The organism is Pseudomonas sp. NPDC088429, assembly GCF_044753305.1.
Lineage (GTDB): Bacteria > Pseudomonadota > Gammaproteobacteria > Pseudomonadales > Pseudomonadaceae > Aquipseudomonas > Aquipseudomonas rustica.
Genome location: NZ_JBIVMX010000016.1, coordinates 44,471 through 67,721 on the forward strand (window position 1 = coordinate 44,471; position 23,251 = coordinate 67,721).

General features: G+C 58.8%; 22 protein-coding genes. 11 read left to right on the plus strand and 11 right to left on the minus strand.

Annotated features, from left to right (window positions below; genetic code table 11):
* Positions 1-11: 11 nt before the first annotated feature.
* Positions 12-4,946 (minus strand): dermonecrotic toxin domain-containing protein, encoded by a 4,935-nt coding sequence (locus ACIP66_RS11365; RefSeq protein ID WP_400648039.1) that lies wholly within the window; start codon positions 4,944-4,946, stop codon positions 12-14.
* Positions 4,947-5,328: 382 nt separating this feature from the next.
* Here ACIP66_RS11365 and ACIP66_RS11370 point away from each other — a divergent pair, with 382 nt between their 5' ends.
* Positions 5,329-6,456 (plus strand): sensor histidine kinase, encoded by a 1,128-nt coding sequence (locus ACIP66_RS11370; RefSeq protein WP_400648042.1) that lies wholly within the window; start codon positions 5,329-5,331, stop codon positions 6,454-6,456.
* Positions 6,457-6,541: 85 nt separating this feature from the next.
* On the opposite strand, the gene ACIP66_RS11375 is transcribed toward ACIP66_RS11370, so the two are convergent.
* From ACIP66_RS11375 to ACIP66_RS11385, 3 genes are all read right to left on the minus strand, one after another.
* Entirely contained in the window at positions 6,542-6,847 is a 306-nt protein-coding gene (locus ACIP66_RS11375; protein WP_053116834.1) for a chaperone modulator CbpM, read from the minus strand.
* Between the two features lie 23 nt (positions 6,848-6,870).
* The gene (locus tag ACIP66_RS11380) at positions 6,871-7,821 is read right to left on the minus strand and encodes a DnaJ C-terminal domain-containing protein (RefSeq protein WP_400648046.1); all 951 of its coding nucleotides are present in this window, start codon (positions 7,819-7,821) and stop codon (positions 6,871-6,873) included.
* A gap of 78 nt (positions 7,822-7,899) precedes the next feature.
* Entirely contained in the window at positions 7,900-8,115 is a 216-nt protein-coding gene (locus ACIP66_RS11385) for a hypothetical protein (RefSeq protein WP_053116832.1), read from the minus strand.
* On the opposite strand from ACIP66_RS11385, the gene ACIP66_RS11390 reads away from it, so the two are divergent.
* Positions 8,114-9,382, plus strand: coding sequence for an Hsp70 family protein (locus ACIP66_RS11390; protein WP_400648049.1), 1,269 nt, complete (start codon positions 8,114-8,116; stop codon positions 9,380-9,382). The two genes, ACIP66_RS11385 and ACIP66_RS11390, sit on opposite strands and share 2 nt — an antisense overlap.
* Before the next feature lie 120 nt (positions 9,383-9,502).
* On the opposite strand, the gene ACIP66_RS11395 is transcribed toward ACIP66_RS11390, so the two are convergent.
* From ACIP66_RS11395 to ACIP66_RS11405, 3 genes are all read right to left on the minus strand, one after another.
* Positions 9,503-10,516 carry an AI-2E family transporter gene (locus tag ACIP66_RS11395; RefSeq protein WP_053116830.1) on the minus strand — a complete coding sequence of 338 codons (1,014 nt, stop codon included), beginning with the start codon at positions 10,514-10,516 and terminating at the stop codon, positions 9,503-9,505.
* Between the two features lie 169 nt (positions 10,517-10,685).
* The gene (locus ACIP66_RS11400; RefSeq protein WP_053116829.1) at positions 10,686-10,991 is read right to left on the minus strand and encodes a PsiF family protein; all 306 of its coding nucleotides are present in this window, start codon (positions 10,989-10,991) and stop codon (positions 10,686-10,688) included.
* 63 nt (positions 10,992-11,054) lie between these two features.
* On the minus strand, positions 11,055-11,849 hold the full coding sequence (locus ACIP66_RS11405) for an AraC family transcriptional regulator (RefSeq protein WP_400648053.1): 795 nt from the start codon (positions 11,847-11,849) through the stop codon (positions 11,055-11,057).
* A 96-nt stretch (positions 11,850-11,945) separates the two neighbouring features.
* Between ACIP66_RS11405 and ACIP66_RS11410 the strand changes: the two genes are divergently transcribed.
* Positions 11,946-12,833, plus strand: coding sequence for a DMT family transporter (locus ACIP66_RS11410; protein ID WP_400648056.1), 888 nt, complete (start codon positions 11,946-11,948; stop codon positions 12,831-12,833).
* 122 nt (positions 12,834-12,955) lie between these two features.
* Here ACIP66_RS11410 and ACIP66_RS11415 read toward each other — a convergent pair whose 3' ends face one another.
* From ACIP66_RS11415 to ACIP66_RS11425, 3 genes are all read right to left on the minus strand, one after another.
* The gene (locus tag ACIP66_RS11415) at positions 12,956-13,834 is read right to left on the minus strand and encodes an alpha/beta fold hydrolase (protein ID WP_400648058.1); all 879 of its coding nucleotides are present in this window, start codon (positions 13,832-13,834) and stop codon (positions 12,956-12,958) included.
* A gap of 91 nt (positions 13,835-13,925) precedes the next feature.
* On the minus strand, positions 13,926-14,231 hold the full coding sequence (locus ACIP66_RS11420) for a multidrug efflux SMR transporter (RefSeq protein WP_053116824.1): 306 nt from the start codon (positions 14,229-14,231) through the stop codon (positions 13,926-13,928).
* Positions 14,232-14,870, minus strand: a complete 639-nt coding sequence (locus tag ACIP66_RS11425) for an FMN-dependent NADH-azoreductase (RefSeq protein WP_400648061.1) — start codon at positions 14,868-14,870, stop codon at positions 14,232-14,234. It lies immediately after the preceding gene.
* 109 nt (positions 14,871-14,979) lie between these two features.
* Here ACIP66_RS11425 and ACIP66_RS11430 point away from each other — a divergent pair, with 109 nt between their 5' ends.
* Both ACIP66_RS11430 and ACIP66_RS11435 read left to right on the plus strand, forming a co-directional pair.
* Positions 14,980-15,909, plus strand: coding sequence for a LysR substrate-binding domain-containing protein (locus ACIP66_RS11430; protein ID WP_400648064.1), 930 nt, complete (start codon positions 14,980-14,982; stop codon positions 15,907-15,909).
* A gap of 90 nt (positions 15,910-15,999) precedes the next feature.
* The gene (locus ACIP66_RS11435; RefSeq protein ID WP_134175811.1) at positions 16,000-16,533 is read left to right on the plus strand and encodes a bacterioferritin; all 534 of its coding nucleotides are present in this window, start codon (positions 16,000-16,002) and stop codon (positions 16,531-16,533) included.
* A gap of 300 nt (positions 16,534-16,833) precedes the next feature.
* Here the strand turns inward: ACIP66_RS11435 and ACIP66_RS11440 are convergent, their stop codons facing one another.
* Positions 16,834-18,909: an AsmA family protein gene (locus tag ACIP66_RS11440; RefSeq protein ID WP_400648067.1), complete on the minus strand. Its 2,076-nt coding sequence runs from the start codon at positions 18,907-18,909 to the stop codon at positions 16,834-16,836.
* A gap of 385 nt (positions 18,910-19,294) precedes the next feature.
* Here ACIP66_RS11440 and ACIP66_RS11445 point away from each other — a divergent pair, with 385 nt between their 5' ends.
* The 6 genes from ACIP66_RS11445 (at position 19,295) to ACIP66_RS11470 (ending at position 23,160) form a co-directional block, all read left to right on the plus strand.
* Entirely contained in the window at positions 19,295-19,711 is a 417-nt protein-coding gene (locus ACIP66_RS11445) for a hypothetical protein (RefSeq protein ID WP_053116819.1), read from the plus strand.
* Between the two features lie 169 nt (positions 19,712-19,880).
* Positions 19,881-20,513, plus strand: coding sequence for a TetR family transcriptional regulator (locus tag ACIP66_RS11450; RefSeq protein ID WP_400648071.1), 633 nt, complete (start codon positions 19,881-19,883; stop codon positions 20,511-20,513).
* Between the two features lie 249 nt (positions 20,514-20,762).
* Positions 20,763-21,263: an urease accessory protein UreE gene (ureE, locus tag ACIP66_RS11455; protein WP_400648074.1), complete on the plus strand. Its 501-nt coding sequence runs from the start codon at positions 20,763-20,765 to the stop codon at positions 21,261-21,263.
* A complete protein-coding gene (locus ACIP66_RS11460; RefSeq protein WP_400648077.1) occupies positions 21,260-21,934 on the plus strand; it encodes an urease accessory protein UreF in 675 nt (224 codons plus the stop codon). The genes ureE and ACIP66_RS11460 overlap by 4 nt, the downstream gene beginning before the upstream one ends.
* Positions 21,935-21,945: 11 nt before the next feature.
* Entirely contained in the window at positions 21,946-22,560 is a 615-nt protein-coding gene (gene ureG / locus ACIP66_RS11465) for an urease accessory protein UreG (RefSeq protein WP_053116815.1), read from the plus strand.
* A gap of 27 nt (positions 22,561-22,587) precedes the next feature.
* Positions 22,588-23,160: a HupE/UreJ family protein gene (locus tag ACIP66_RS11470; protein ID WP_400648079.1), complete on the plus strand. Its 573-nt coding sequence runs from the start codon at positions 22,588-22,590 to the stop codon at positions 23,158-23,160.
* Positions 23,161-23,251 lie beyond the last annotated feature (91 nt).

Here is a 23,251-nt window from a genome sequence, read left to right on the forward strand (position 1 = left end):
TCCAGGCCTGTTTACGGTTTCACCGTGAACGGCGGATAAACCGTCTGCAGCTTCGCGCGATCTATCGCTTTTTGCGTCAGGGTCTTCTCCAGCGTTTGCAACGCTTCAAATTGCGCCATATCGTCCTCATCCTTGAGCGACAGCAGCAGTTCATCGAACTCTTTGCGATAAGTACGCTTGAGGAAGCGCTGCCACAAGGGCTGTTCAAGAATCCGTGGCGCCAGCAGTTCACCTTCCTCCAAGGCGATCACTCGCTGATAAGCGTCCTCGATCATCTGCTCAGTGACCCCGGCGATTTTTCGGAACAACATTCCGCGTGATTGCCACGGTAAATCCAGTCGTTCCGCCAGATCGGTCATATAGGCCAGATGAACCTCTACTTCATCGATGGTGCCGGTAACACCGTCAGCGTTTTCGCGACGGAAGGTCTCCCCCGCTTTCAAACGATCCGCCACCCGTTGTCGGGCGATCTGAGCCAATTCATCGAGCCGTGATTTGCCACGGGCCAACGCGACGAGTTCGGCCTCCACCAGATCGGTATTGATCAGCCCGTACGCTTCGTGAATCAGTACCTCGACGCCCATAGCATTGAAAAACTGCGCGCCGGCATCGGCACAGGTAGTGGATGCAACGGCCTCGGCGAAAATCTTCTCGCGCAGCAGGGTGTTCTCGTTCATGGCGAAGATCATTCGCCAGACCTTGGCGGTAAGGTCGGTTCTGTAGCCGAGATCGGCGGCTCGGAAATCGGCGGAAGCGGTCAGTTTGCGCAACTCGTTAAAAAAGGGTTCCGAGCCGAACTCGTCCTCAACCTCGTCCCAGAATGGCTGATAGGCATTCCATTGCGCCTCGGTGATACCGACATCCCAGAGCGAGCTGTCAATGGTACCCCGCGACGGATACGGGCGGTCGGGGTCGAGCCCGACAGACTCAATGTACTGTTTGAGCTTTTCGAGATTCTCCGCAGACAAATGGAAAGCGTCACGACTGACATTCGTGCGCGCGATCAATTCGGCATACACCGAACCCGGCGCGACCTCTGGAAGCTCGCTGATCTGGTTAAAGCGCAAATCCAGATACAGGTTACGCGGGCGTTGTCTGGCAAACAGGCCGATGGGCCAGGTATCGATGCCAGTGCTGTCCAGCGTCAGTATCAACAACGCCGGCATCTGACTGATGTCCGGCACCCGTCCAAGCGGATTGCCATCCAGTTTCAGCACATGCAACCGGCTCATCGCCCGCAGCCGCGCAGCACTTTCGGCCGTCAATGCGATCTGGTTATCCGAGAGCGTCAGCACACGCAAGTAAGGCATGTGGCTGATGACTTCGGGCAAGTCGCTCAAGCGGTTCTTCCACAGATCGAGATCGCGCAACTGGCGGAAGCTACCCAGAAAATCTTGCTGATCACTTAATAGCTGGCCATTTTGCAAGCTCAATGAGGTGACATGGTCGAAACTGGCGCTGAGCCGGGGCATGCGCAGTAAATGACGATCCATTGGCACGCCGCTCAGGTTCAACGCCTGCGCCCGGATGATCCCGGGGGCCGGGGGCCCGAGTGGCCCGGAACGTTGCCAACATTGACGAAGCAGGTGGTAGACCTTGTTGCGCGACGTCCACTCCGCCACGCCTTCGGGGCTGAAACGGTAGGCAAGGCTCATATCATTCAACCAGCGCTGAAAGGCCAGGTTGAACGTGCTGAACTCGCGCTCGAGCGCCGCAATACGCTGGCCCACTACGTTTTCGCCAAAACTGTTGAGCATCGTTTCCACCTCTGCATCGGTGAAGGCGGGATACAACGAGCCAATGCGCCGCTGGAAACCCGACCCCCCTTGAGGGCGCATCGGATAACCCTGCATGCCGCCACGCAGGCGCATGTTTTCCGGATCGTAAGCCGGCTTGCGCAGCGGGTTGTCCAACAGAACTTTCTCGAACTGTGCATGGCTCAGCGGTGAACGCTGAATGGCCTGTTTGAGCAATTCACCCTGAGTGATTTCGTAACCCAGTGCCTGACGCTGCGCATCGGGCAACGCATGCAGTACAGCGCTGTAGATATTTTCTGCGCCGTGCAAATGCAGCCCCTGGTCATCGCGCGCACTGAACAGACCGCTCTCATCAACGATCAATACTTTGCGGATTGGTGCATCCGGCGCTCCAACGCTGGATTGAAGCGGGCCAGTGAACGACAGCTCACGAACTTCAATGCGCACCTCTGACGACCAGCCCGGCAGGCTCTCCATCGAGCACAACGCCAATCGACGGCTGTCGGCATTTTCCAGGTGTTCGAGATAAAGGCCTTCGTAGGCACGATTCAGTCGAACCCTGCCGCCTGCGGCACGCAGTTGCTGACGCAGCTTGAGCGTAATTTGCCCGCTCTCTTCAAAGACCCGCACATTTTGCGGATCCGCCTCCTTGAGCACTTGTTCGATCACAATGCACGGCAGGTCGGGATAATCGCTTTGCAACCTGCGCGCACGGAAATCAGCAGAGACATCAGACGTTTTGTACTGCGACTCGAACACCCGCGAACTGCGTTTGCTCGCTCGCAGCGCCAATGCTTCGCGCAATGCCTGAACGCGTACGATCTTGTTGGTGGAGATGGCACGGCCAAGTAATGCTTCTGTTTCCGTTTCGCTCAGAAAATCCAGCACCCGAGTTTCAAATCTACCAGTCTGCAATTCTTCTTGAGTGACAGTCAGTGTGTCGGTTGGCGTGGCGGTGGAACTGCCATAGGTGACCGCTGCCCGGTCAGTCGGCAACGGGTCTTTCAGCGTGATGGCTTTTGTCTCGGGCCAGTGCGGGAGTTCCGTCATCAACCCCGGCAAATAACCGGTCAGATGGTTGCTGACATGGCCACTGCGGATCTGCTCGCCAAACCGACTGATCGAGACGTAAAGATCGAAACGATTCAGAGTATCGGTCAACAATGCGGGTGGCAGCTCGTGCTCTACATGCAGCCGGCGCAGCACGTCTTCTTCGATGCCGCTGACCTTTATAACTTGCTCCAGCGCCGGCTCGCTGAACGTCGCGGCCAGCGGGTTGAGTCGGCGCAATAGTTGTGCTTTTTCCCATTCGAGGGGCTGCTCCACTTCGCTTTTCCAGGCACCCGCACCATTGTGTTCAATCGTCGGCGCATAAGCGTCGGCGCGGGTCGGGTGTTGCAGACGGAAACGGCCATTCAGCGGATCTTCTTTCACCACATATTGCTTACCCTCCAGGTGCAGAACCCGCTTGCCTTGATGTGGATACAAACCCGATTCATCAGCAAAGTTTCCCTCAGCCAACGCGAGCTTGTGCTCGTAAGGCGCGAGATCAGGGTTCCACATTTTTTTGCTGCCATCTGCCAAAGCAACTGCTTTGAGCTTGTCGATAAACGGCGAGGGTTTGATCGCGACTGGGCTTTTGGGCAAAACATGCCCGGCACTCATCAGCGCCAATTGCGCAAAGTTGAGGATGACGCTGTTGATGTGCGCGCAAGCCTCTTCTTTGTCGCCATGACTCCAGTCTTCGATGCCCTCGGCAAACTCTGCCAACAATTGCGCGACCATCACGCCGAGCATCACCTCGCCCACGCCGGGCACTAACATTACGGCGAAGTTGAAAACGTTCCAGCCGACGTCCAGGTAACTGAGCAGTCGGTTCCAGCGGGTTTTCGCGTCTTCGTCGCCCGTCGGCACCGCGACCACGCGTGCATCACTGATCGCCTTGTCACGCTTGCGAAGGAACAGATGCTCCCAAATATCGTCCTGAATCGGCACGGTAATGGGCTCGGCATCGGGATTTTCAACCGCTGTTTCCCGCCACCACGGCCCCATGTCCAGAGGTTCGCGCTGGTGCCAGGTGATTTCCTTGAGACGCTCATTGACGCGCCTGAAGAATTTCGGCTGGTCTTTTTGTGCGACAAATCTGCTGAAAAACTGCTGATACGATTGACCAAGCAGTTGCGTCGCCAACGCTTTCATGAAGACCGTCAGCGAAGCATATTCTTTTAGCGGGTTGACCGGATCTTCGGGAATGTAGGCAATCAACGGCCCGGTCAGAATACTTTGATCATAGAAATCATTACGCCGTGAAATCTCATCGGTCAGAGCGCCCGGCCCATTGGCAAATACATCACTTAGAACTTTATATTTCTCATACAGGTTGTCGTTTAACCCGGGGATACGTCTCGACCAATCGAACAGGAACTGAAGCTCTTCCGGGATTAACCCCAACAGAAACTTTTCTGTTTCGCTTTTTTCCGCCACGGCGCTGAAAAGTACAATCCCTGACAACTCCATGCCCATCAGCCGCAGGCGATGGGTTTGCAGCGGGCGATCGTGAAAGTTGATGCGGGGTTGCCCATTGAGCACATCGCTGACGACCGCTTGACCATGAATGCTCAGATCGCCGTTCATGCCGGCAATCGACGCAGCCACTTCAAATGCCGATTTCTCGGCCGCCACCGATTGCATCCTCAGCGTCGATCGCTTGTCCGCCTCGTCAGGCAGCAACAATGCCTTGAGATGTCGCTGGTACTGCGCGCCGATGTCCAGCGAGCGACAAAGGCTGGCGAACTCGCCGACCGTAATCGCGTGCTGCACCGGTGCGCCATCAGCGTCAGCGACGTACACACCGGAGCCGCTGCGAAAGTATCCGGCAACCGTCTCGGCCTGCTCGAAATTATGCAGCGCCGCGGCAAGCAAGGACGAGTGTCGAGATCGCGTTGCACCGCGGTCGATGCCGAAGATAATTTTGTCCGGGACGTACAGCCTGAGCATCGCCTGGTCGACATCCAGATCAATGTTCATCTGGTTTTTCAGTGCCTGGGTCAGCAAAGGTCGGGCGAAGTCTTCGATGCTCTGTTGGAGCGTATTCAACGTCGAATCGACTTCACGCTGATTTCGCCAATGTGCATCGACCTGTTGTTTCAAAAGTTTGCGCCCCGCCAGCGGCCATGACGCCAACGACACTGCAACATTCAGATTTGCTTCAAGTGCTTGAAGTCGATGGGGCGGCGCTTGTGTTATCGCATCGGGGATAAGCGCGGTTATTACGGCGTGGTGCGGGCCATTATTTATCGGCAAATTATTCGTTGGAGCATCCATTTTCACAATCTCGTCATCCATTAACCTGGGCTCAGATTACGGATGACGAGAAAAAACAAAAAACCAAAATACTGCTCAACAAAACGCTGAAACCCCCTTAATCCCGCAGTAATTGAAGAGCCGAAAATACATATGTACCGCACCCAAAAAAATTCCCCGGGAGCCGGGCACCAGCGGTCGTGTATTTCTCGCCAGAGGGGCTAATATTCGAATCGCCGTCCATCGATTCATGCTCAGGTAACCGCTCATGCGTCTTTCCGAGTTCATCGTGTGCAACGTGGATCCCATCGTCGCGGAGTGGGAGCAGTTCGCCGCCACCATCACGCCCGCTGCCGAGTACATGGACGCCGAAGGCTTGCGTGACCACGCCAAAGCCATTTTGCTGGCCGCCGCTCGCGACATGAACAAACCGCAAAGTCCCGACGAACAGGCTGCCAAAGCCAAGGGCGACGGCCCGGAGAAAACCCCAAGCCTCGATCAGGCCGGCGCCAGCCATGGTGAATTGCGCCACACCGTCGGTTTTGATCTGGTGCAGATGACCTCGGAGTTTCGTCATTTGCGCGCCTGCGTGATCCGCCGCTGGGTCGACAGCCTCGAAGCGCCGGACATGACCTACTTTCAGGACATGATTCGTTTCAATGAAGCCATCGATGAAGCATTGGCCGAATCGACGGCGGCCTACGCAGAACAGGTCAATCGTTCGCGGGACATCTTTCTGGCGATTCTCGGCCACGACCTGCGCGCGCCGCTGCAAGCGGTGAGCATGTCCACCGAATTGTTGTTGCGCAAAGCGGCGCTGCAAGACGATGCGCTGGTCTGCGCCCACAACATCAAGCGCGGCGCCCGGCACATGGCGGCGATGGTCAGTGATTTGCTGGAGCTGGTGCGCAGTCGCCTCGGCAAGAGTCTGCCGATCGAACCGGCGCCGATGGATCTGGCCGAGGCGGCGCGGGCGGCGATTGCCGAGGCGTGTGCCGGCAACCCGAATTGCTCACCGGTGTTGCACATTGACGGTGATACGCGAGGTGTGTGGGACGCGGGGCGCATTGATCAACTGCTGCAAAACCTGATCGGCAATGCGCTGCAGCATGGATCGAACACGCAACAGGTGACGCTGACCCTGCAGGATGAGGCGGACGCGGTGTGCCTGTCGGTGCATAACTTCGGCACGCCGATTCCGGAGGATGCCTTAGGGACAATTTTCGATCCGCTGGTGCGCAGCGCCGATGAAGAACTGGGGCAGCCTTCGACCAGTCTCGGATTGGGCCTGTTTATTGTCAGGGAAGTGGTTAATGCCCATGGCGGGACGATTGAAGTCAGCTCGAATGAGGCTGACGGCACGCGGTTTAGCGTAGTGTTACCGCGAACCCTGTAGGAGCTGCCGAAGGCTGCGATCTTTTGATCTTGTCTTTAAAAACAAAATCAAAAGATCGCAGCCTTCGGCAGCTCCTACAGGGGGGTTATTCGATTACCAGGCGTGCCAGGCGTTGTTTGAGCATGCGGTTCTCGGCGCGCAATTCGCGAACCTCTTCCAGCAGATCCAGCGCCAGCGCGACGCCTTCCCACTCCAGCTCCAGATCGCGCCGCAACTTGGCGGCGCGCTTGGCCAGGGCCAGTTCGTAGTCGGTGAAGCGCCATTCCCGGGGCTGCGCGCCCTGAGGTTCGAGGATGCCGTGTTCGACGATTTCGATCACGTAGACGTCCGACAGATCGGCCGCCTCACAGAATTCTGCCAGGTCCAGTTGAACGATCAGGGGGCTGCTCATGATGGGCTACTCCGTCGTCGAATTTAGAAGTTCTCTCGCGGATTGAAGGCGGCTTTGTTCGCCAGTTCCTGCCACAGCGCTTTGACTTCGTCGTCGGACGCTTTCGGCATCACCGCTTTAAGCTGCACGAACAGGAAACCGCGTTCGCCAGCCTTGTTTTTCAGACCGTGTCCTTTGGCGCGCATGCGCTGGCCATTCTGACTGCCGGCCGGCACTTTGAGGTTGATCTTGCCGGTCAGGGTCGGCACGGCCACTTCGGTGCCCAGCGCCAGCTCCCACGGTGCCAGCGGCAGCGTGATGATCAGGTTGTCGCCTTCGACATCGAATTTCGGGTGCGGCGCAAAACGAATGGTCAGGTACAGATCGCCATTCGCCCCGCCACCGACGCCCGGTGCGCCCTGGCCTTTGAGACGGATGCGCTCGCCGTCGGTCACGCCCGCCGGAATCTTCACATTCAGGCTTTTCGTGGTGTTGCTGACGTGCTGGCCGTTGGCGTTGTATTGCGGCACCTGGAAGGTGACTTTCTTCGATTCGTTCGACAGCGTCTCCTCGAGGAAGATCGGCAGTTCCATTTCCACGTCTTGCCCTCGGCGCCCTGCACTGCGTTGTTGCCGACCTTCACCGCCACCGAAACCGGGGCCGCGATTGCCGAAGATCGAACTGAAAAAGTCCGAGAAGTCGCCGGTGTCCTGACCGCCGCCACCAAAGCCGCCACGGCTCTGCCAGCCCGGTGGCCCCTGGAACGGCTGACCGTGCTGGCCATAACGGCGCAACTCGTCGTACTCGGCACGTTTGTCGGCGCTTTTCAGCGCTTCATAGGCTTCCGACGCGTCCTTGAATTTCTCTTCGGCGTCTTTTTCCTTGCTGACATCGGGGTGGTATTTGCGCGCCAGCTTGCGATAGGCCGCCTTGATTGCCTTGTCGTCTGCTGTCGGCTCCACGCCGAGGATCTTGTAATAGTCTTTGAAGTCCATTGAAGGAATCACCATCCGTTATCGATTTCGCGCCGTTGCCAAGCATGCGCCGATTCGCGCGTGCCAGGTTGACCGATCTCAAAGTTGTGACCGGGTGGCGCAGCAGAAGTTTATCGGCAGTGGACGGCGGTTCTTGTGACCGCCGGTGGTTCTGCCGGCCCATGCCAGCAAGTTTGGGGCGAAGCTGCGATTTTCAACCAGTTTAGTCGCGAAATAGCTGATGACCGGCCTTCGATTCTGGCGCGCACTGACATACACTGCGCGGCCGTTTTTTTGACCGGAACCGAAAGACATGAAAGACGCCTCTCCAGCCCGTGCCTGCGGCATCGACTTCGGCACGTCCAACTCCACCGTCGGCTGGCTGCGCCCCGGCATGGAAACGATGATCGCGCTGGAAGACGACAAGATCACCCTGCCGTCGGTGGTCTTCTTCAACATCGAGGAACGCCGCCCGGTTTACGGTCGTCTGGCGCTGCACGAGTACCTGGAAGGCTATGAAGGCCGACTGATGCGCTCGTTGAAAAGCCTGCTCGGTTCCAAGCTGATCAAGCACGACACCAGCGTTCTCGGCACGGCGATGCCGTTCAAGGACTTGCTCGGCCTGTTTATCGGCCAGTTGAAGAGCCGCGCCGAAACCGCCGCCGGTCGGGAATTCGAGCAAGTGGTGCTGGGTCGTCCGGTGTTCTTCGTCGATGACGATCCTCTGGCTGACCAGGAAGCTGAAGACACTTTGGTCGACGTAGCCAAAAAGATCGGTTTCAAGGAAGTGTCGTTCCAGTACGAACCAATCGCTGCGGCCTTCGATTACGAGTCGACCATCGAAAAAGAAGAGCTGGTGCTGATCGTCGACATCGGCGGTGGTACCTCTGACTTCTCGCTGGTGCGCCTGTCGCCCGAGCGTCGCGGTGTCGACAACCGTCACGATGACATCCTCGCCACCGGCGGCGTGCACATCGGCGGTACCGACTTCGACAAACAACTGAGCCTGCAAGGCCTGATGCCGCTGTTCGGCTACGGCAGCCGCATGAAGAGCGGCGCCTACATGCCGACCAGCCACCACATGAACCTGGCGACCTGGCACACCATCAACTCGGTGTATTCGCAGAAATCCAGCCTGGCGCTGGGCAGCATGCGTTACGACATCGAAGACACCGGCGGTATCGATCGCCTGTTCAAGTTGATCGAACAACGCGCCGGCCACTGGTTGGCGATGGAAGTCGAAGAAACCAAAATCCAGCTGACCCACACCGACAGTCGCCATGTGCCGCTGGATCGGATCGAGGCCGGGTTGAGCGTGGAATTGAGCCGCGCGCTGTTTGAATCGGCGATCGATGCGCTGCTGGAGCGGGTACGCGGCAGTGTTACGCAGCTGTTGAACGATGCCGGTGTGGCGGTCGATCAGGTCGACACGGTGTTCTTCACGGGTGGTTCGAGCGGGATTCCGGCGCTGCGCAACAGCGTCTCGGCGATGCTGCCGAATGCGCGGCATGTTGAAGGGAATATCTTTGGCAGCATTGGTAGTGGTTTGGCGATTGAAGCCCGCAAACGCTATGGCGTTTAACGGCAGCTGCAAGCTTTAAGCGGCAAGCGGCAAGCGGCAAGTAAGAGCAAAAGCAAGAGCCTCTGCGGCTCTGGCTTCTGCTTTTACTTGTAGCTTGAAGCTTGCAACTCGAAGCTGCTGTTAAACCATTCCTCCCAGCTTCAACTCACTCTTCAAATACGCGTAGTAAATCGGCCCCGCCACCACCCCCGGCAGGCCGAACGCGGCCTCGAACACCAGCATCGCCAGCAGCAACTCCCACGACTTGGCACTGATCTGCCCGCCGACAATGCGCGCATTCAGGAAGTATTCAAGTTTGTGGATAACGATCAGATAACCCAACGCCGCCACCGCCACCCAGATCGACAGCGACAGGCCGACGATGGTGATCAGCGTGTTGGATATCAGATTGCCGATTACCGGCAGCAGACCGAGCAAGAAGGTCAGCACGATCAGGGTTTTGGTCAACGGCAGCTTCACGCCGAACATCGGCAGGATCACCGCGAGGAAGATCCCGGTGAAGAAGGTGTTGAGCAAGGCAATTTTGATCTGCGCGAAAACGATATTGCGAAACGCTTGAACCAGCAGGTGCAGACGGTCGAACAGCGCCGCCGCCAGCGGTTTGCGTTTGGTGACGTCCGGCACGCGCTGCAGGGCGATGATCGCGCCGAGCACCATGCCGATCAGCAGCGTCACGAACATGTGCGCTGCATCCTTGCCGACCAGTTGCAGCTCGGAGAGATGCTTGCTCATCCATTCGCCAATCGCCACGCGGAATTCACCGGCGCTGGCGGGCAGATAAGCGTCGATGAACGGCGGCAGTTGCCCGCGCGCACGATCCACCACGCCCATGAATTTATCCAGTGAGGCGCCCGGGTTTTCCGCTTCGTGCAACAGGAAACTGATCGCGCCGGCAAAGAGCAGCGCCAGCACACTGACCACCAACGTCCCCAGCAACGCCACTGCCAGCCAGCGCGCACGTCGACCTTCAATCAACCGTTGCAGTTGCGGGGTGAGCATGTTGACCAGCTCGAACACCAACAAGCCGGCGAGCAGGCTCGGCAACAAGCGCAGCGGCAGCACCAGCAGCAAACCGCCGAAAATGATGATGCAACTGACCCAGAACACTACATGACGCTCAGAAAACGTTGGCATACAGCCTCAAAACGAACGGCGTAAAAGGATGGGCAGTCTGCCAGCGTTCCGGCGCCGAAGCGAGCACAGGCCCGGGTGCCTCGTCGCGCCGAAAAGATCGCAGCCTGCGGCAGCTCCTACAGGATCGCGGTCTCAGGTAGGAGCTGCCGCAGGCTGCGATCTTTTGCTCTTATTTTTTCTTCAGGCAATCACTCATAAACGCCTTGCGCGCATCGCCGGTCAGCGCTTTGGTTTTCGCATCGGCGTTACAGGTGGTCATTTTTTGCTGCTGCGGGGTCAGTTGCTTGCCGTCGTTAGCCGCAGGCGTTGCCTTGAGGCAAGTGCTCATGAAGGTTTTGCGCTCATCGCCTTTCAGACTCTTGGCGGTCGCATCGGCATTGCAGGTGGTCATCTTGTTTTGCTGCGCCGTGGCGGCGAAGCCCTGGGAACACAGGAGCAAACCAATCATCAACAAAGGCACACGCAACATCTTCATGGAGTTTTCTCCTTGTCGCCGCACCGATGGGTGCGGCCTCTGCAGGAGTGTAGTCAAAGCTTGTTACACCTTCCTGCCTTCCCAGTGGCTGCGTCGATACTGCTCCGGCGTGCAGCCCGCCTGTCGCGCAAACATGGCGATAAACGCCGAGCCACTGCTATAGCCAAGATCAAAGGCTATTTCCTGAACGCTACGCTGACCCTCCAACGCTTCGATCGCCGCAAGGTAACGCAGACGCTGACGCCACTCGCCGAAACTCATCCCCAACTCCCGTACAAACTGACGCGCCAACGTGCGCTCACTGACATGCACTTGCGCCGCCCAATGCGCCAGCGGCTGGTTGTTGCTAGGCTCGGCCTGCAACGCTTCGAGGATCGCCAGCAAACCCGGACTGCTCGCGTAGGGCAGATAACACTCGTGCACCGGCGCCTGTTGCAGTTGATCAACCAACACCTGCGCCAGTCGTTGATCGGCATCGAGTTGAGGAATTTTCACATCGCGCGCGGCGAAGTCCTTGAGGATCGCTTTGAGAATGTCGCTGATCGCCAGCGTGCAGGCGCGTCGGGGCAGATCGGCGCAGACCTTGGGATCCAGACACACCGCGCGATAGTTGACCGGTTGATGGCTGTAAAAACTGTGCTCGACCTGCGGCGGCACCCACACCGCGTATTGCGGCGGCGACATGAAGCGACTGCCGTCGACGTCCATGTGCAGCACGCCGTGCGCAGCGTATTCCAGCGTGCCCCACGGATGGCGGTGCGGCGCGGCGAATTCGTGGGCGTTGAAATCGGCATAACGGAAGTACACCGCCGACGGCAGCTCGCTGAAATCCAGCAGATCGATGTGTTTACTGTTCATGCTGTCCGGTTTCAGAGGCAGGTTGTCCGGTTCGAAGTATAGGCCTGCATCCAGACAAGGGATAATTGCGACTCATCAACGTACTGGTTTCAACTCATGCAATACGCGTTTCCGCTGCTGGCGATTTTTATCTGGGCCGGCAATACCGTGATCAACAAACTGGCGGTCGGGGCGATTTTCCCCGCCGAGATCGGTTTCTATCGCTGGCTGCTCGCCGGTTTGCTGTTCACCCCGTTCATGCTCAAAGCGGTGATCGCGCACTGGCCGCAGATCCGCCCGAATCTGGGCAAGATCTTCGTCCTCGGCGTACTCGGCATGGCGGTGTATCAGAGCCTCGCTTACTTCGCGGCGACCCTGACCACCGCGACCAACATGGGCATCATTTTGTCGCTGATGCCGTTGATGTCGCTGGCCATGGCAATCATCAGCCTCGGTCAACGTCTGACCGCCGGTGCGCTGGTCGGCGCGGTGCTGTCGTTTGCTGGCGTGCTGGTGGTGGTGTCGTCGGGCAGCCTTGGCGCGTTGCTGCAACACGGCCTGAACATGGGCGATGCGATGATGTTAATCGCGACGCTGGCTTACGCGATTTACAGCACGCTGCTGAAGAAATGGCAGCTGCGCTTACCGCCGCTGGTGTTGCTGTATTTGCAGGTGCTGGTGGCGATTGTCGTGTTGTTTCCGCTGTATGTCGCTTCGCCGAAAACCGGTTTGACCCTGCAGAACACTCCGCTGGTGTTGTATGCGTGCCTGCTGGCTTCGATGGTTGCGCCGTTGGCGTGGATGCAGGCGGTGCAACGCCTGGGGCCGAGCCGGACGACATTGTTCTTTAATTTGCTGCCATTGATTACTGCGCTGATTGCGGCGGTGGTGTTGAAGGAGCAGTTGGCGATGTATCACTTGGTGGGCGGATTGCTGACGTTGGGTGGGGTGATACTTTCTGAGCGTTGGACGACGGTGTTGGGTCGTCGAATCAGCGTTGCCTGATGGAAAAGATCGCAGCCTGCGGAAGCTCCTACAGGTTGGGTGTCGGACACAAATTATGTGAACGCCTCAACATCATGTAGGAGCTGCCGCAGGCTGCGATCTTTTGATCTTGTTGTTCGCCCCTAAAGCCCCGCTGCCTCAAGGCGTGCCGCGTGCTCAACAAACAACCGCACCGGATCCGCGCCCTTGCCCACCAGCCCCAGCGACTGGTTAACAATGTCGAAATGATCCAGCGGATAATCATCGCCAATCACCGTCCCGAGGTGCGAGCTGTACCGCCCGACCATCCCGTCGCACTGCCCCGGCTCGCGCACAAAGGTTTTCGCGAACAAGCGACAACTGCGATTGGTCCCGTCAAACAGATTGCCGCCGCGATCGGTCTTGCCCGGCTGCAACGTCCCCGACCACGAGTAATAACGCACGCCGTTAACCTCCTCCGGCCCATGCCCGCCCCAGGTTTGCGGCAAGCCCTGTGGATAACGTTGGTTGAACAGCGCCACGCCCGCCGTGGTCAGCGAATGGTGCGAAGCATGGACATCCACCGGAAATCCCGGCCCGCGATAACCGGTCTCCAGCACCGCCATCAGCCACCCGAAAAAACGCAACAACGCCTCAAGCAGACGCCCCTTGGCGCTGTCCGCCGGGTAATGTTTTTCCAGATAATCCGCCAGCTCCGAACCATGATTGGGCCCCGCCACCGACGTGACCGACGCCACCAGATCCGGGCGTTTCGCCGCGGCATAGCGCGCCGTCAACGAGCCCTGACTGTGGCCGAACAGGTTGACCTTCTGCGCGCCGGTCTCGCGCAGAATCTCATCGATACGCGCGAGCAGTTGCTCGCCCCGCACCTCAGTCGAATTGAGCGGCGACACCTGAACCGCAAACACCGTCGCACCACCACGGCGCAAGGCTTTGACGATTCCGTACCAATACGGATAGAGCACTAAACGTACAAACCCGAGCATGCCCGGAACCAGCACCAGCGGATAACGCGTGGACATGGGCAAACATCCTTGTGGTCGGTGAGTGGATGCAAGGCCTGCAAAACGCCCGCCAAGCATCCTCCCTGATGATGACAACTCATCGACCAGCCTACTTCAGGCCCACTACCCCCGCCACAATCAGCCCCACCGACAGCAGTTTGACCAGCGTCAGGCTCTCGCCGAGCAAGGCAAAACCGAGGAACACCGTGCCCAGCGAGCCGATGGCCGTCCAGATCGGATAAGCAATACTCACCGGCAACTCGCGCATCGCCAAAGTCAGAAAGTAAATCCCGCCGATCGCCGCGATCACCGTGATCAGCGACGGCCACAGCCGGGTGAAACCTTCGGCGTACTTCATGCCCATGGCGAAGGTGACTTCAAAACCGGCAGCGATCAGCAGGAACACCCAGGCCACCTAGAACTCCCGGGCAAGGTCGAGCAAACGCTGCTCGGCCTCGGCCACCGACACCGCGAAGTTGCGTTCGGCGGATTCTTCACCTTCGGCGGCGACCACGCTGACATCGTTGATGCCGATGAAACCCAGCGCCGTGCGCAGCCATGGATCGGCGTGGTTCAGCGCTTCCAGTTCGCCACCGGGGCCGAAGCCGAATCCGCCGCGACTGGTGACGATCAAGGCTTTCTTGCCCTGTAACAGCGGCGTGTATTGGGCGACGCCGTTGTCCAGCGTGTGATCGAAGGTCAGGCCCAGCCGCACGATCTGATCGACCCAGGCCTTGAGCCCGCTGGGTACGTTGAAGTTGTACATCGGCGTGGAAATCAGCAGCAGATCATGATCGAACAATTCGCCGACCAGTTGATCGCTGAGCGCCAGATCGGCCTGCATCGACAGAGGCCGGTTGTCGGGCTCGGGGTAAAACGCTGCGGCGACGAACGCTTCGTTGACTGCCGGAATCAATGCCCGCCCGACTTCACGGCGAGTGACTTGAGCCTGCGGATGGCGCACCTGCCAGGCGCTGAGAAAACTTTCCGCCAGACGGCGCGAAGTGGAACGATCACCACGTGGACTGGCATGCAGCACAAGAATATTGCTCATCTGTACATTCTCCGGACTAGAATCAAACAGCTTGTGGCTTGCAGCTTGAAGCTCGCCATGACGTCTAAACAAATGAGCAAAAATCAGTCGGGATGAATTGTTTTCATCCGTGGAGTTTTCAATGTTCGCCTCGCTGCCGCTGACCGCCCTGCGCGCTTTCGAATCTGCTTCACGTTTGTTGAGCTTTAAAGCGGCCGCCGAAGAGTTGTCGGTGACGCCGACGGCGATTTCCCATCAGATTCGTGCGCTGGAGGACTGGCTCGGGCTTGCTCTGTTCGAACGCCTGCCGCGCCAGGTACGCCTGACCGAGGGTGGCGAGCGATTGTTTCGCAGCCTGCACGGGGCGCTGCTGGAAGTGGCGCAAAGCGTCGACACCCTGCGCCCGCAACGCAGCGTCAGCAGCCTGACGCTGTCGACCACCGCAGCCTTCGCGGCGTTATGGCTGGTGCCGCGTCTCGGACGTTTTTATGCACAGCATCCGAACATCAACGTGCGCCTGGATACCCATTGCGAAGTTATCGATTTGCATCAGGACGCCAGCGTCGATCTGGTGCTGCGCTACAGCCTCGACGACTATCCGAACCTGTATGGCTTGTGCCTGTTCGATGAATCCTTCGGCGTCTACGGCTCGACGGAGCAAGTGGCACTGGCCGCGCGGCGCACGCCAACATTGATCAGCGTGCATTGGCATAACTCCAAGCTCTACGCCCATGGCTGGCAAGCGTGGTGCGCAAAGGCTGGCGAAAACTGGCTCAAACAGTCGCCGGCGAACCGCGAGTACGACGAAGAACATTACGCCCTGCAAGCGGCGATCGCCGGGCAAGGCCTGGTGCTGGCAAGCAATATTCTGGTCTCGGAAAGTGTCGCCAGTGGTCTGCTGGTGCCTTACAAAGCCGACGTTGTGGTCGATGGCGCCGGGTACAGCGCGTTGTGTGTGCCGGGCCGCGAACGACATCCGCCGGTGCGCGCATTTTTTGCGTGGTTGCGCGAGGAGGCGGCGTTGTCGGGGTTGACGCCGAGGCCTGCGCAAATTGCATAAAACTTTTTGCTTCGCTCATGACTCACAACTTGGGTAGCGACCACGGCCGCAGAACGTGGCGCCCATCGGATTAGCCTCCTGGAGATCGAAATGAGCGACGACCTGCATCTGTCAGATGTTCAAACACTGCGCGAACGTGCGCGCCAACACGTCGAGAACGGTGCTGTAACTGAAGGCTACAGCGCTGACCGTGAGGAGGTGCTGCGCTTGCTCAACGAATCGCTGGCCACCGAACTGGTCTGCGTGTTGCGCTACAAGCGCCACTATTTCATGGCCAACGGCGTCAAAGCCCATGTGGCCGCCGAAGAATTTCTCGAACACGCCACCCAGGAAGCCCAGCACGCCGACCGTCTGGCCGAGCGCATCGTGCAATTGGGCGGCGAGCCTGAGTTCAATCCCGACCTGCTGTCGAAAATGTCCCACGCGCAATACGTGGCCGGGAACACCCTCAAAGAGATGGTTTACGAGGATCTGGTCGCTGAGCGGATTGCCATCGACAGCTACCGCGAGATCATTCAGTACATCGGCGAGAAAGACCCGACCACACGGCGCATCTTCGAAGACATCCTCGCGCAAGAAGAAGAGCACGCCGATGACATGGCCGACATCCTGAACGACCTCTAAACCCTGATAAATCGCCTTCGCGAGCAGGCTCGCTCCCACATTTGAAATGCATTCCAATGTGGGAGCGAGCCTGCTCGCGAAGAGGCCGCAACAAAAGCACAAAGATCGCAGCCTTCGGCAGCTCCTACATGAGAATGCATTAACTGATCGTTCCCACGCTCCGCGTGGGAATGCAGCCCGGCACGCTCTGCGTGCCTTTTTAATGCCAACGCGGAGCGTCTGTAGAGGCATTCCCACGCAGAGCGTGGGAACGATCGGCGTAGGAGCTGCCGAAGGCTGCGATCCTTTGATCTTGCCCGATTACTTGGTAGGTTTAACCGTTACCGGCGCTTTCCCTTCCTTCATCTGCTCCAGCAGGGGCGCGCACTGATTCGGCTCGCCGCCACTTGGTGCCACCAACGCCAGCAACCCCGCCGCCGGCGCCGCAATCACGCCCAACGCCACCATCCCCGCACCGCGCAACAGCAACGGCACTGGTTTAACACCGGCGTCCGGCTTGATGAACTTGCCGCGCACGTACAGCGGCGAACGCAGGGAAATCAAACGCCAGCCCTTCGATTCCGGCGTCACCGTCAGATCTAGTTGCTCGGTGGCCATGTTCGCCGTGCCATCGATATAAATGATCGCGTTCTCGGTATCGAAGACAAACAGCTGCGTGGCCGCCAGACCGGTTTTGATATCGAAATCCGCCGCCGCGCAGTTGATCTTCACTTCCTTGTCGCCAAAGATTTTGCCGACCACGTAGTTACCGACGTTAAGCCCGGCCAGCTCCATCAATTCACGGCTGATCGCGCCGTCGTTGATCAACATCTTCAACTTGCCGTTGGCGCCGCCCAGCAATTTCGCCACAGAGTTGCCGCGACCGCTGATATCGGCGTCGCCATTCAGCTCACCGAAACTGGTCTTCATCGGTTCAAAGGTCGGGAACAACTCTTTGAGCTTGAAGCGGCGCGCGGTGAGTTTGGCCTGGCCTTCCATCGGTTCGGTGCGGCCGTTGAGACGGATTTGTGCATCGAGATTGCCGCCAGCGACGCCGAAGCGCAGCGGCTGCAAGCTCAGTTCGCCGTCGTTGAGCACTAGATGCGTATAGAGGTCATTGAACGGTAGCTTCTCGCTGTGGACGATGCGTTTACCGGTGAACTCGACATCGGCGTCCATCGCGCGCCAGCGGTCGGTCTTGAACTCCTCGACCGGCAGCACTTTATCCGCCGGTTGCTTGCTGTCGCCGCCACGGGCCTTTTGCTTGTCATTCGAATCGGCGCCGATCAGCGGCGCAAGGTCGGCGAATAGCAGTTGATTGGAAACCAGCGCACCGCTGAGTTTTGGTCGCGGCTGGCTAGCGGCGTAAGTCAGGTCGCCATGGATGTCGCTGTTGCCGATCTTGCCGTTGAATTTTTCGTAGGTGAATTTCGCGCCAGCGGCGTCATGCAGCTTGGCGATCAAATGACCGTCGGTGGAATACGGTGGCGTATCGGGCAACGTGACGCCGGTCAGCGGATAGAGATTGCCGAGGCTGTCGCCGGCCAGTTTCAGGCGCAGATCAAGGGCACCGAGATTCATCGGGTCGGTCAGGGTGCCGGCCAGTTCGATGCGGGTGTCGCCGATCTTCGCCTGGGCTTGCAGCGGAAACGGTTTGCTCGCGTCCTGCAAGGCCAGCAATCCGCCGATCTTGCCCTGGCCAGTAAGGTTCTGGCCGTGGTATTGGCCTTTGACCTTGAGCGCAAACGCGTAGTCCTGCGGCGCGCCGCCCTTGTCCTGCGCGGTTTTCGCCGCTTTGTCGCCAACGATGTCGCTGTACGGAATCGGCTTGCCCAGCGGATCGATCAGCACATCGAGATTGGTTTTCAGGGTCTGGTCATCGAGGGTGACGTGACCCTTGTCGAAACCGATGGCGCCGATGTCGACCACCCAGCTCGACGGTTCAGCATTCGGATCCTTGGGATCAAACTTGAACACCCAGTTGGCGCGGCCGTCCGCCAGTCGTTGCAGATCGGCGTTGGGCTCGGTCAGGTCGATTCGCGGAATCACCACGCGTTGCGCCAGCAGCGCCAGTGGCGAGATGCGCAGTTCGACACGTTTGAGGGTGACCATCTGCGGTTTCTTCGACCAGTCCGGATTGCCCAGGCTCAAATCCTCGGCAACCACATGCGGCCACGGCACCCAGGCGCGCCAGCCACCCTCATCCGGCTCGCGCTGCCAGATCACCGCGAGGTTGCCATTGATGGCAAACGGTCGGTGCAGTTCTTCCGAGACTTTGGCGTTGAGCGGCGGTTTGATCCGGTTCCAGTCGAAGAACACGATGATCAATACCAGCACGGCCAGTAGCAGCACGAGGGTGGCGAAGATCCAGCTGAAGATTTTTCCAGTGCGCGTCATGCACAAAACTCCTGATCACGACCCCTCACCCAAAACACGGTGAAAGGCTGAAACGGCGGGCCAAAGCGGCCCCTATGAAAACTGTGACTGGCAAAAGGCCCGCAGGTTTAACCGAAAAGCCGATTAAGACGGAAAAACCCGGGTGGATTCTGACCGATCAGTCGAACAGCGTTACCGCGACCCGCACTTTTGCGAGGCGCGAGTGGGTCGAAAATACCCACCTCGGTGCAAAACCGATGCTCTGAAAGGCCCGATCTAGAGCCTCCCGCCAGAACAATCAATTCTGTTGATTATTACCATTGCGTTTATGAACTTTTATATCGACTTATCGAGAGTAGCATTGCCCTCGTACCCACTTTATCGCCCTCCCAAGGAGCAACCCATCATGAAACGCCAATTACTGCTTAGCCTTACCCTCTCGATGCTGGCCAGCACGGCTTTCGCTCTGCCTGCCGCCGAACAAGCCACTCCACAAGTAAAAACCAGCTACTCGGTGTTCAGCCAGACCGTTGCTGCCGACGGCTCCGACCACACCAAAGGCACCCTCGCTGAAGACGGCTACGACAAAACTCCACAGGGTCAAGCTGTAGCAGAAGGCGGCCGTGATCGCCTGGAAGAAAAAGGTCTGGTCGAAGATGGCTACGACAAAACCCCTCAAGGTCAGGCTGTCGCCGAAAACGGTCGCAACCGCCTCGAAGAAAAAGGCCTGGTTGAAGACGGCTACGACAAAACCCCACAAGGCCAGGCTGTTGCCGAAGGTGGTGGTGATCGTGTGATCGAACGCAACAGCGCTGTGAGCTGAGCCCATGGTGGCCCAGAAAAAAAGCCCAATCGACGGATTGGGCTTTTGACTTTTCAGGCCCCGGTAAAACATCCCGCAAAAATCCCCGCTGCACCGTCCTGCCGTTCGACGCCGATAAAGCCGATTTGCTAGAGTGCGGCGCTTGTCCCGCCGAAGAACACACCCTGCGATGCTGCCCCGCGCCGAACAGAAGCAACAGACCCGCAACGCCCTGATGGACGCTGCCCGCCACCTGATGGAAAGCGGCCGAGGATTCGGCAGCCTGAGCCTGCGCGAAGTGACCAAAACCGCCGGGATCGTGCCCACCGGTTTCTACCGGCATTTTGCCGATATGGACGAACTGGGTTTGGTGCTGGTCAGTGAAGTCGGTCAGACCTTCCGCGAAACCATCCGCCTGGTGCGCCACAACGAATTCGTCATGGGCGGCATTATCGATGCCTCGGTGCGGATCTTTCTCGATGTGGTCAGCGCTAATCGCTCGCAATTTCTGTTTCTCGCCCGCGAGCAATACGGTGGTTCGCTGCCGGTACGGCATGCCATTGGTCGGTTGCGCGAGAACATCAGCTCCGACCTTGCATCGGATCTGACGATGATGCCCAAACTTCAGCATCTCGATGCCGCCGGCCTGAGCGTGATGGCTGATCTGATCGTCAAATCGGTGTTCGCCACCCTCCCCGACATCATCGACCCGCCCGCTGAAGCACTGCCGGAGCATCTGACGCCACAGGCGAAGATCACTCAGCAGCTGCGTTTTATCTTTATCGGGCTGAAGCACTGGCAGGGTCTGGGCAGTACCGAGTAAAGATCAAGAGATCGCAGCCTTCGGCAGCTCCTACAGAGATTGCGTTTCATGTAGGAGCTGCCGAAGGCTGCGATCTTTTTTTGCCCGCTGCAAATTGGTGCATGTAAAAACCTTCATGCACCAAAACCTTCCAAATCCCCGCAACATCTTGAAACATCCACTACGCTCCGACAGGGATTTCCTACATCTCGTCCGATTGGCAAGCCCCTTGCTCTAGAGCAACCATTGTCCATAGTTGGAAGTTTTCCGATGCTGGTGATTCACCGCAGAATCGACCCTCAACCCGTCTGGGCCGCCGAGTTGCACCTGACCTTCGAAGCGCGGAGCAAAAGCCGTCTGCGCTGTTTCAGTGCTGAAGGTGAAGACGTCGGGTTGTTTTTGGAGCGTGGCCAACCGCCGCTGTATGACGGCGAATGCCTACAGGCTGAAGATGGCCGCATCGTCCGCGTCTGCGCCCGCCCCGAGCAGTTGCTGCACGTCACCTGCGCCAGCGCCTTCGAACTGACCCGCGCCGCTTATCACCTCGGTAACCGCCATGTCGCCCTGCAGGTCGGTGACGGCTGGCTGCGTCTGCTCGACGATTACGTACTCAAGGCGATGCTCGAACAATTGGGCGCGCAGGTTTCAGCCATCGAAGCACCGTTCCAGCCGGAACATGGTGCTTATGGCGGCGGCCATCATCATTCACGACACGGCGACGAAGACTTCAACTACGCGCCGAAACTCCATCAGTTCGGCGTACGCCTGTGAATCCGGCCTGGGCGCTGCTGCGCCTGGCCAGTCCGCAGTTGCCGATTGGCGGCTACAGCTATTCGCAAGGTCTGGAGATGGCTGTGGATAACGAACGGGTGAAAAACCCGGACGACGCCCGCCGCTGGATCAGCGATCAGTTGCTGTTGAACCTGTCGCGCTTTGAGGCGCCGTTGTTGCTTGCGCATTGCCAGGCGGCGGCGGATGAAAACTGGAGCGAGTTGCTGATCCTCTGCGAAAGACATCGCGCCAGCCGCGAGACCCGCGAGTTGCATCTGGAAAGCCGGCAGATGGGCTATTCGTTGCAGCAATTGCTCAACGGTTTGCCGGAGCTCGACGCGCCTGCCCGTGATTTTCTCGATCAATGCACTGAACCGCATCTGGCCTTGTGCTGGGCGCTGGCTGCACGCGCCTGGGGCATCGCCCCGCAAGACGCCCTCGCCGCGTGGCTGTGGAGTTGGCTGGAAAACCAGCTCGCGGTGCTGATGAAAACCCTGCCGCTGGGCCAGCAAGCCGCCCAGCGCCTGACCAGCGAATTGCTGCCATTACTGCAACAGGCGCAGCAGGACGCGACCCGAATCAATCCCGAACACATCGGCAGCGCCGCGTTCGGCCTGTCCCTGGCGTGCATGGCCCACGAGCGCCAGTACAGCCGCCTATTTCGCTCCTAGGAGAACCATTAATGAACACACAACCTCTGCGCGTCGGCATCGGCGGCCCGGTCGGTTCCGGCAAAACCGCGTTGACCCTGGCCCTGTGTCTGGCCCTGCGTGAGCGCTACAACCTCGCCGTGGTCACCAACGATATCTACACCCGCGAAGATGCCGATTTCCTCGTGCGCAATGAAGCCCTCGCGCCGGAGCGGATCATCGGCGTGGAAACCGGCGGCTGCCCGCACACGGCAATCCGCGAAGACGCCTCGATCAACCTTGAAGCGGTGGATCAACTCAATCGGCGCTTCCCGGGGCTGGATCTGATTCTCGTCGAGTCGGGCGGCGATAACCTTTCGGCGACGTTCAGCCCGGAACTGTCCGACCTGACTATCTATGTGATCGACGTTTCCGCCGGCGACAAGCTGCCGCGCAAGGGCGGACCGGGGATCTGCAAATCCGATCTGCTGGTGATCAACAAGATCGACTTGGCGCCGCTGGTGGGCGCCTCGTTGGAAATGATGGACAGCGACACCAAACGCATGCGCAACGGCAAGCCGTTCGTCTTCAGCAACCAGAAAACCGGTCAGGGTCTGGAAGCCATCATCGCCTTCATCGAACGCCAGGGCCTGCTGACCGCAGCCTGATTTATTTATCAACAAGGAAGCTTATTCATGACACTTAAACGCATTCTGGGCGCCATGGCACTGCTGCTGACCCCGGCGCTGGCCTTCGCCCACCCGGGCCACGGCGACAGTGGTTTGATCGCCGGCATCAGCCACCCGATTGGTGGCCTCGACCATTTGTTGGCAATGGTTGCCGTCGGTTTGTGGGCGGCGCAGCAACAAGGCGCGGCGCGTTGGGCGCTGCCGTGCACGTTTGTCGGCACCATGCTGATGGGCGGCCTGCTCGGGTTTGAAGGGCTGGAACTGCCGGCGCTGGAAAGCGGGATTGCTGCGTCGGTACTGGCGCTGGGTCTGGCGGTGGCATTGGCGGTGCGTCCGCCGCTGGTGATGGCGGTGCTGGCGACAGCGGTGTTTGCGTTGTTCCATGGTGTCGCGCATGGCTTGGAATTGCCGGATATGACTAGCCCGTGGGCGTATGCGGCTGGTTTTGTAGCGGCGACGGCTGCACTGCATGCGGCGGGTTATGCCGTAGTGCGTTTCCTGCCTCAAACTGCTGCACCGTTGGTGCGCGTTGCAGGCGCGGCTTCGGCAATCACCGGCGCCTGGCTGCTGGCCGGCTAAACGCCTGATCTTCTGTAGGAGCTGCCGCAGGCTGCGATCTTTTGACTTTATAAAGCCAGATCAACAGATCGCAGCCTGCGGCAGCTCCTAC

Excerpts from the sequence above, each read along its gene's own strand:
- ACIP66_RS11385 (WP_053116832.1), bottom strand. The coding sequence starts at position 8,115 with ATGTCTTTCGGTTCCGGTCAAAAAAACGGCCGCGCAGTGTATGTCAGT.
- ACIP66_RS11400 (WP_053116829.1), bottom strand. The coding sequence starts at position 10,991 with ATGAAGATGTTGCGTGTGCCTTTGTTGATGATTGGTTTGCTCCTGTGT.
- ACIP66_RS11435 (WP_134175811.1), top strand. The coding sequence starts at position 16,000 with ATGAGCGACGACCTGCATCTGTCAGATGTTCAAACACTGCGCGAACGT.
- ACIP66_RS11370 (WP_400648042.1), top strand. The coding sequence starts at position 5,329 with ATGCGTCTTTCCGAGTTCATCGTGTGCAACGTGGATCCCATCGTCGCG.
- ureG (WP_053116815.1), top strand. The coding sequence starts at position 21,946 with ATGAACACACAACCTCTGCGCGTCGGCATCGGCGGCCCGGTCGGTTCC.
- ACIP66_RS11395 (WP_053116830.1), bottom strand. The coding sequence starts at position 10,516 with ATGCCAACGTTTTCTGAGCGTCATGTAGTGTTCTGGGTCAGTTGCATC.
- ACIP66_RS11425 (WP_400648061.1), bottom strand. The coding sequence starts at position 14,870 with ATGAGCAATATTCTTGTGCTGCATGCCAGTCCACGTGGTGATCGTTCC.
- ACIP66_RS11450 (WP_400648071.1), top strand. The coding sequence starts at position 19,881 with ATGCTGCCCCGCGCCGAACAGAAGCAACAGACCCGCAACGCCCTGATG.
- ACIP66_RS11445 (WP_053116819.1), top strand. The coding sequence starts at position 19,295 with ATGAAACGCCAATTACTGCTTAGCCTTACCCTCTCGATGCTGGCCAGC.
- ACIP66_RS11415 (WP_400648058.1), bottom strand. The coding sequence starts at position 13,834 with ATGTCCACGCGTTATCCGCTGGTGCTGGTTCCGGGCATGCTCGGGTTT.
- ACIP66_RS11375 (WP_053116834.1), bottom strand. The coding sequence starts at position 6,847 with ATGAGCAGCCCCCTGATCGTTCAACTGGACCTGGCAGAATTCTGTGAG.
- ACIP66_RS11405 (WP_400648053.1), bottom strand. The coding sequence starts at position 11,849 with ATGAACAGTAAACACATCGATCTGCTGGATTTCAGCGAGCTGCCGTCG.
- ACIP66_RS11390 (WP_400648049.1), top strand. The coding sequence starts at position 8,114 with ATGAAAGACGCCTCTCCAGCCCGTGCCTGCGGCATCGACTTCGGCACG.
- ACIP66_RS11380 (WP_400648046.1), bottom strand. The coding sequence starts at position 7,821 with ATGGACTTCAAAGACTATTACAAGATCCTCGGCGTGGAGCCGACAGCA.
- ACIP66_RS11410 (WP_400648056.1), top strand. The coding sequence starts at position 11,946 with ATGCAATACGCGTTTCCGCTGCTGGCGATTTTTATCTGGGCCGGCAAT.
- ureE (WP_400648074.1), top strand. The coding sequence starts at position 20,763 with ATGCTGGTGATTCACCGCAGAATCGACCCTCAACCCGTCTGGGCCGCC.
- ACIP66_RS11470 (WP_400648079.1), top strand. The coding sequence starts at position 22,588 with ATGACACTTAAACGCATTCTGGGCGCCATGGCACTGCTGCTGACCCCG.
- ACIP66_RS11440 (WP_400648067.1), bottom strand. The coding sequence starts at position 18,909 with ATGACGCGCACTGGAAAAATCTTCAGCTGGATCTTCGCCACCCTCGTG.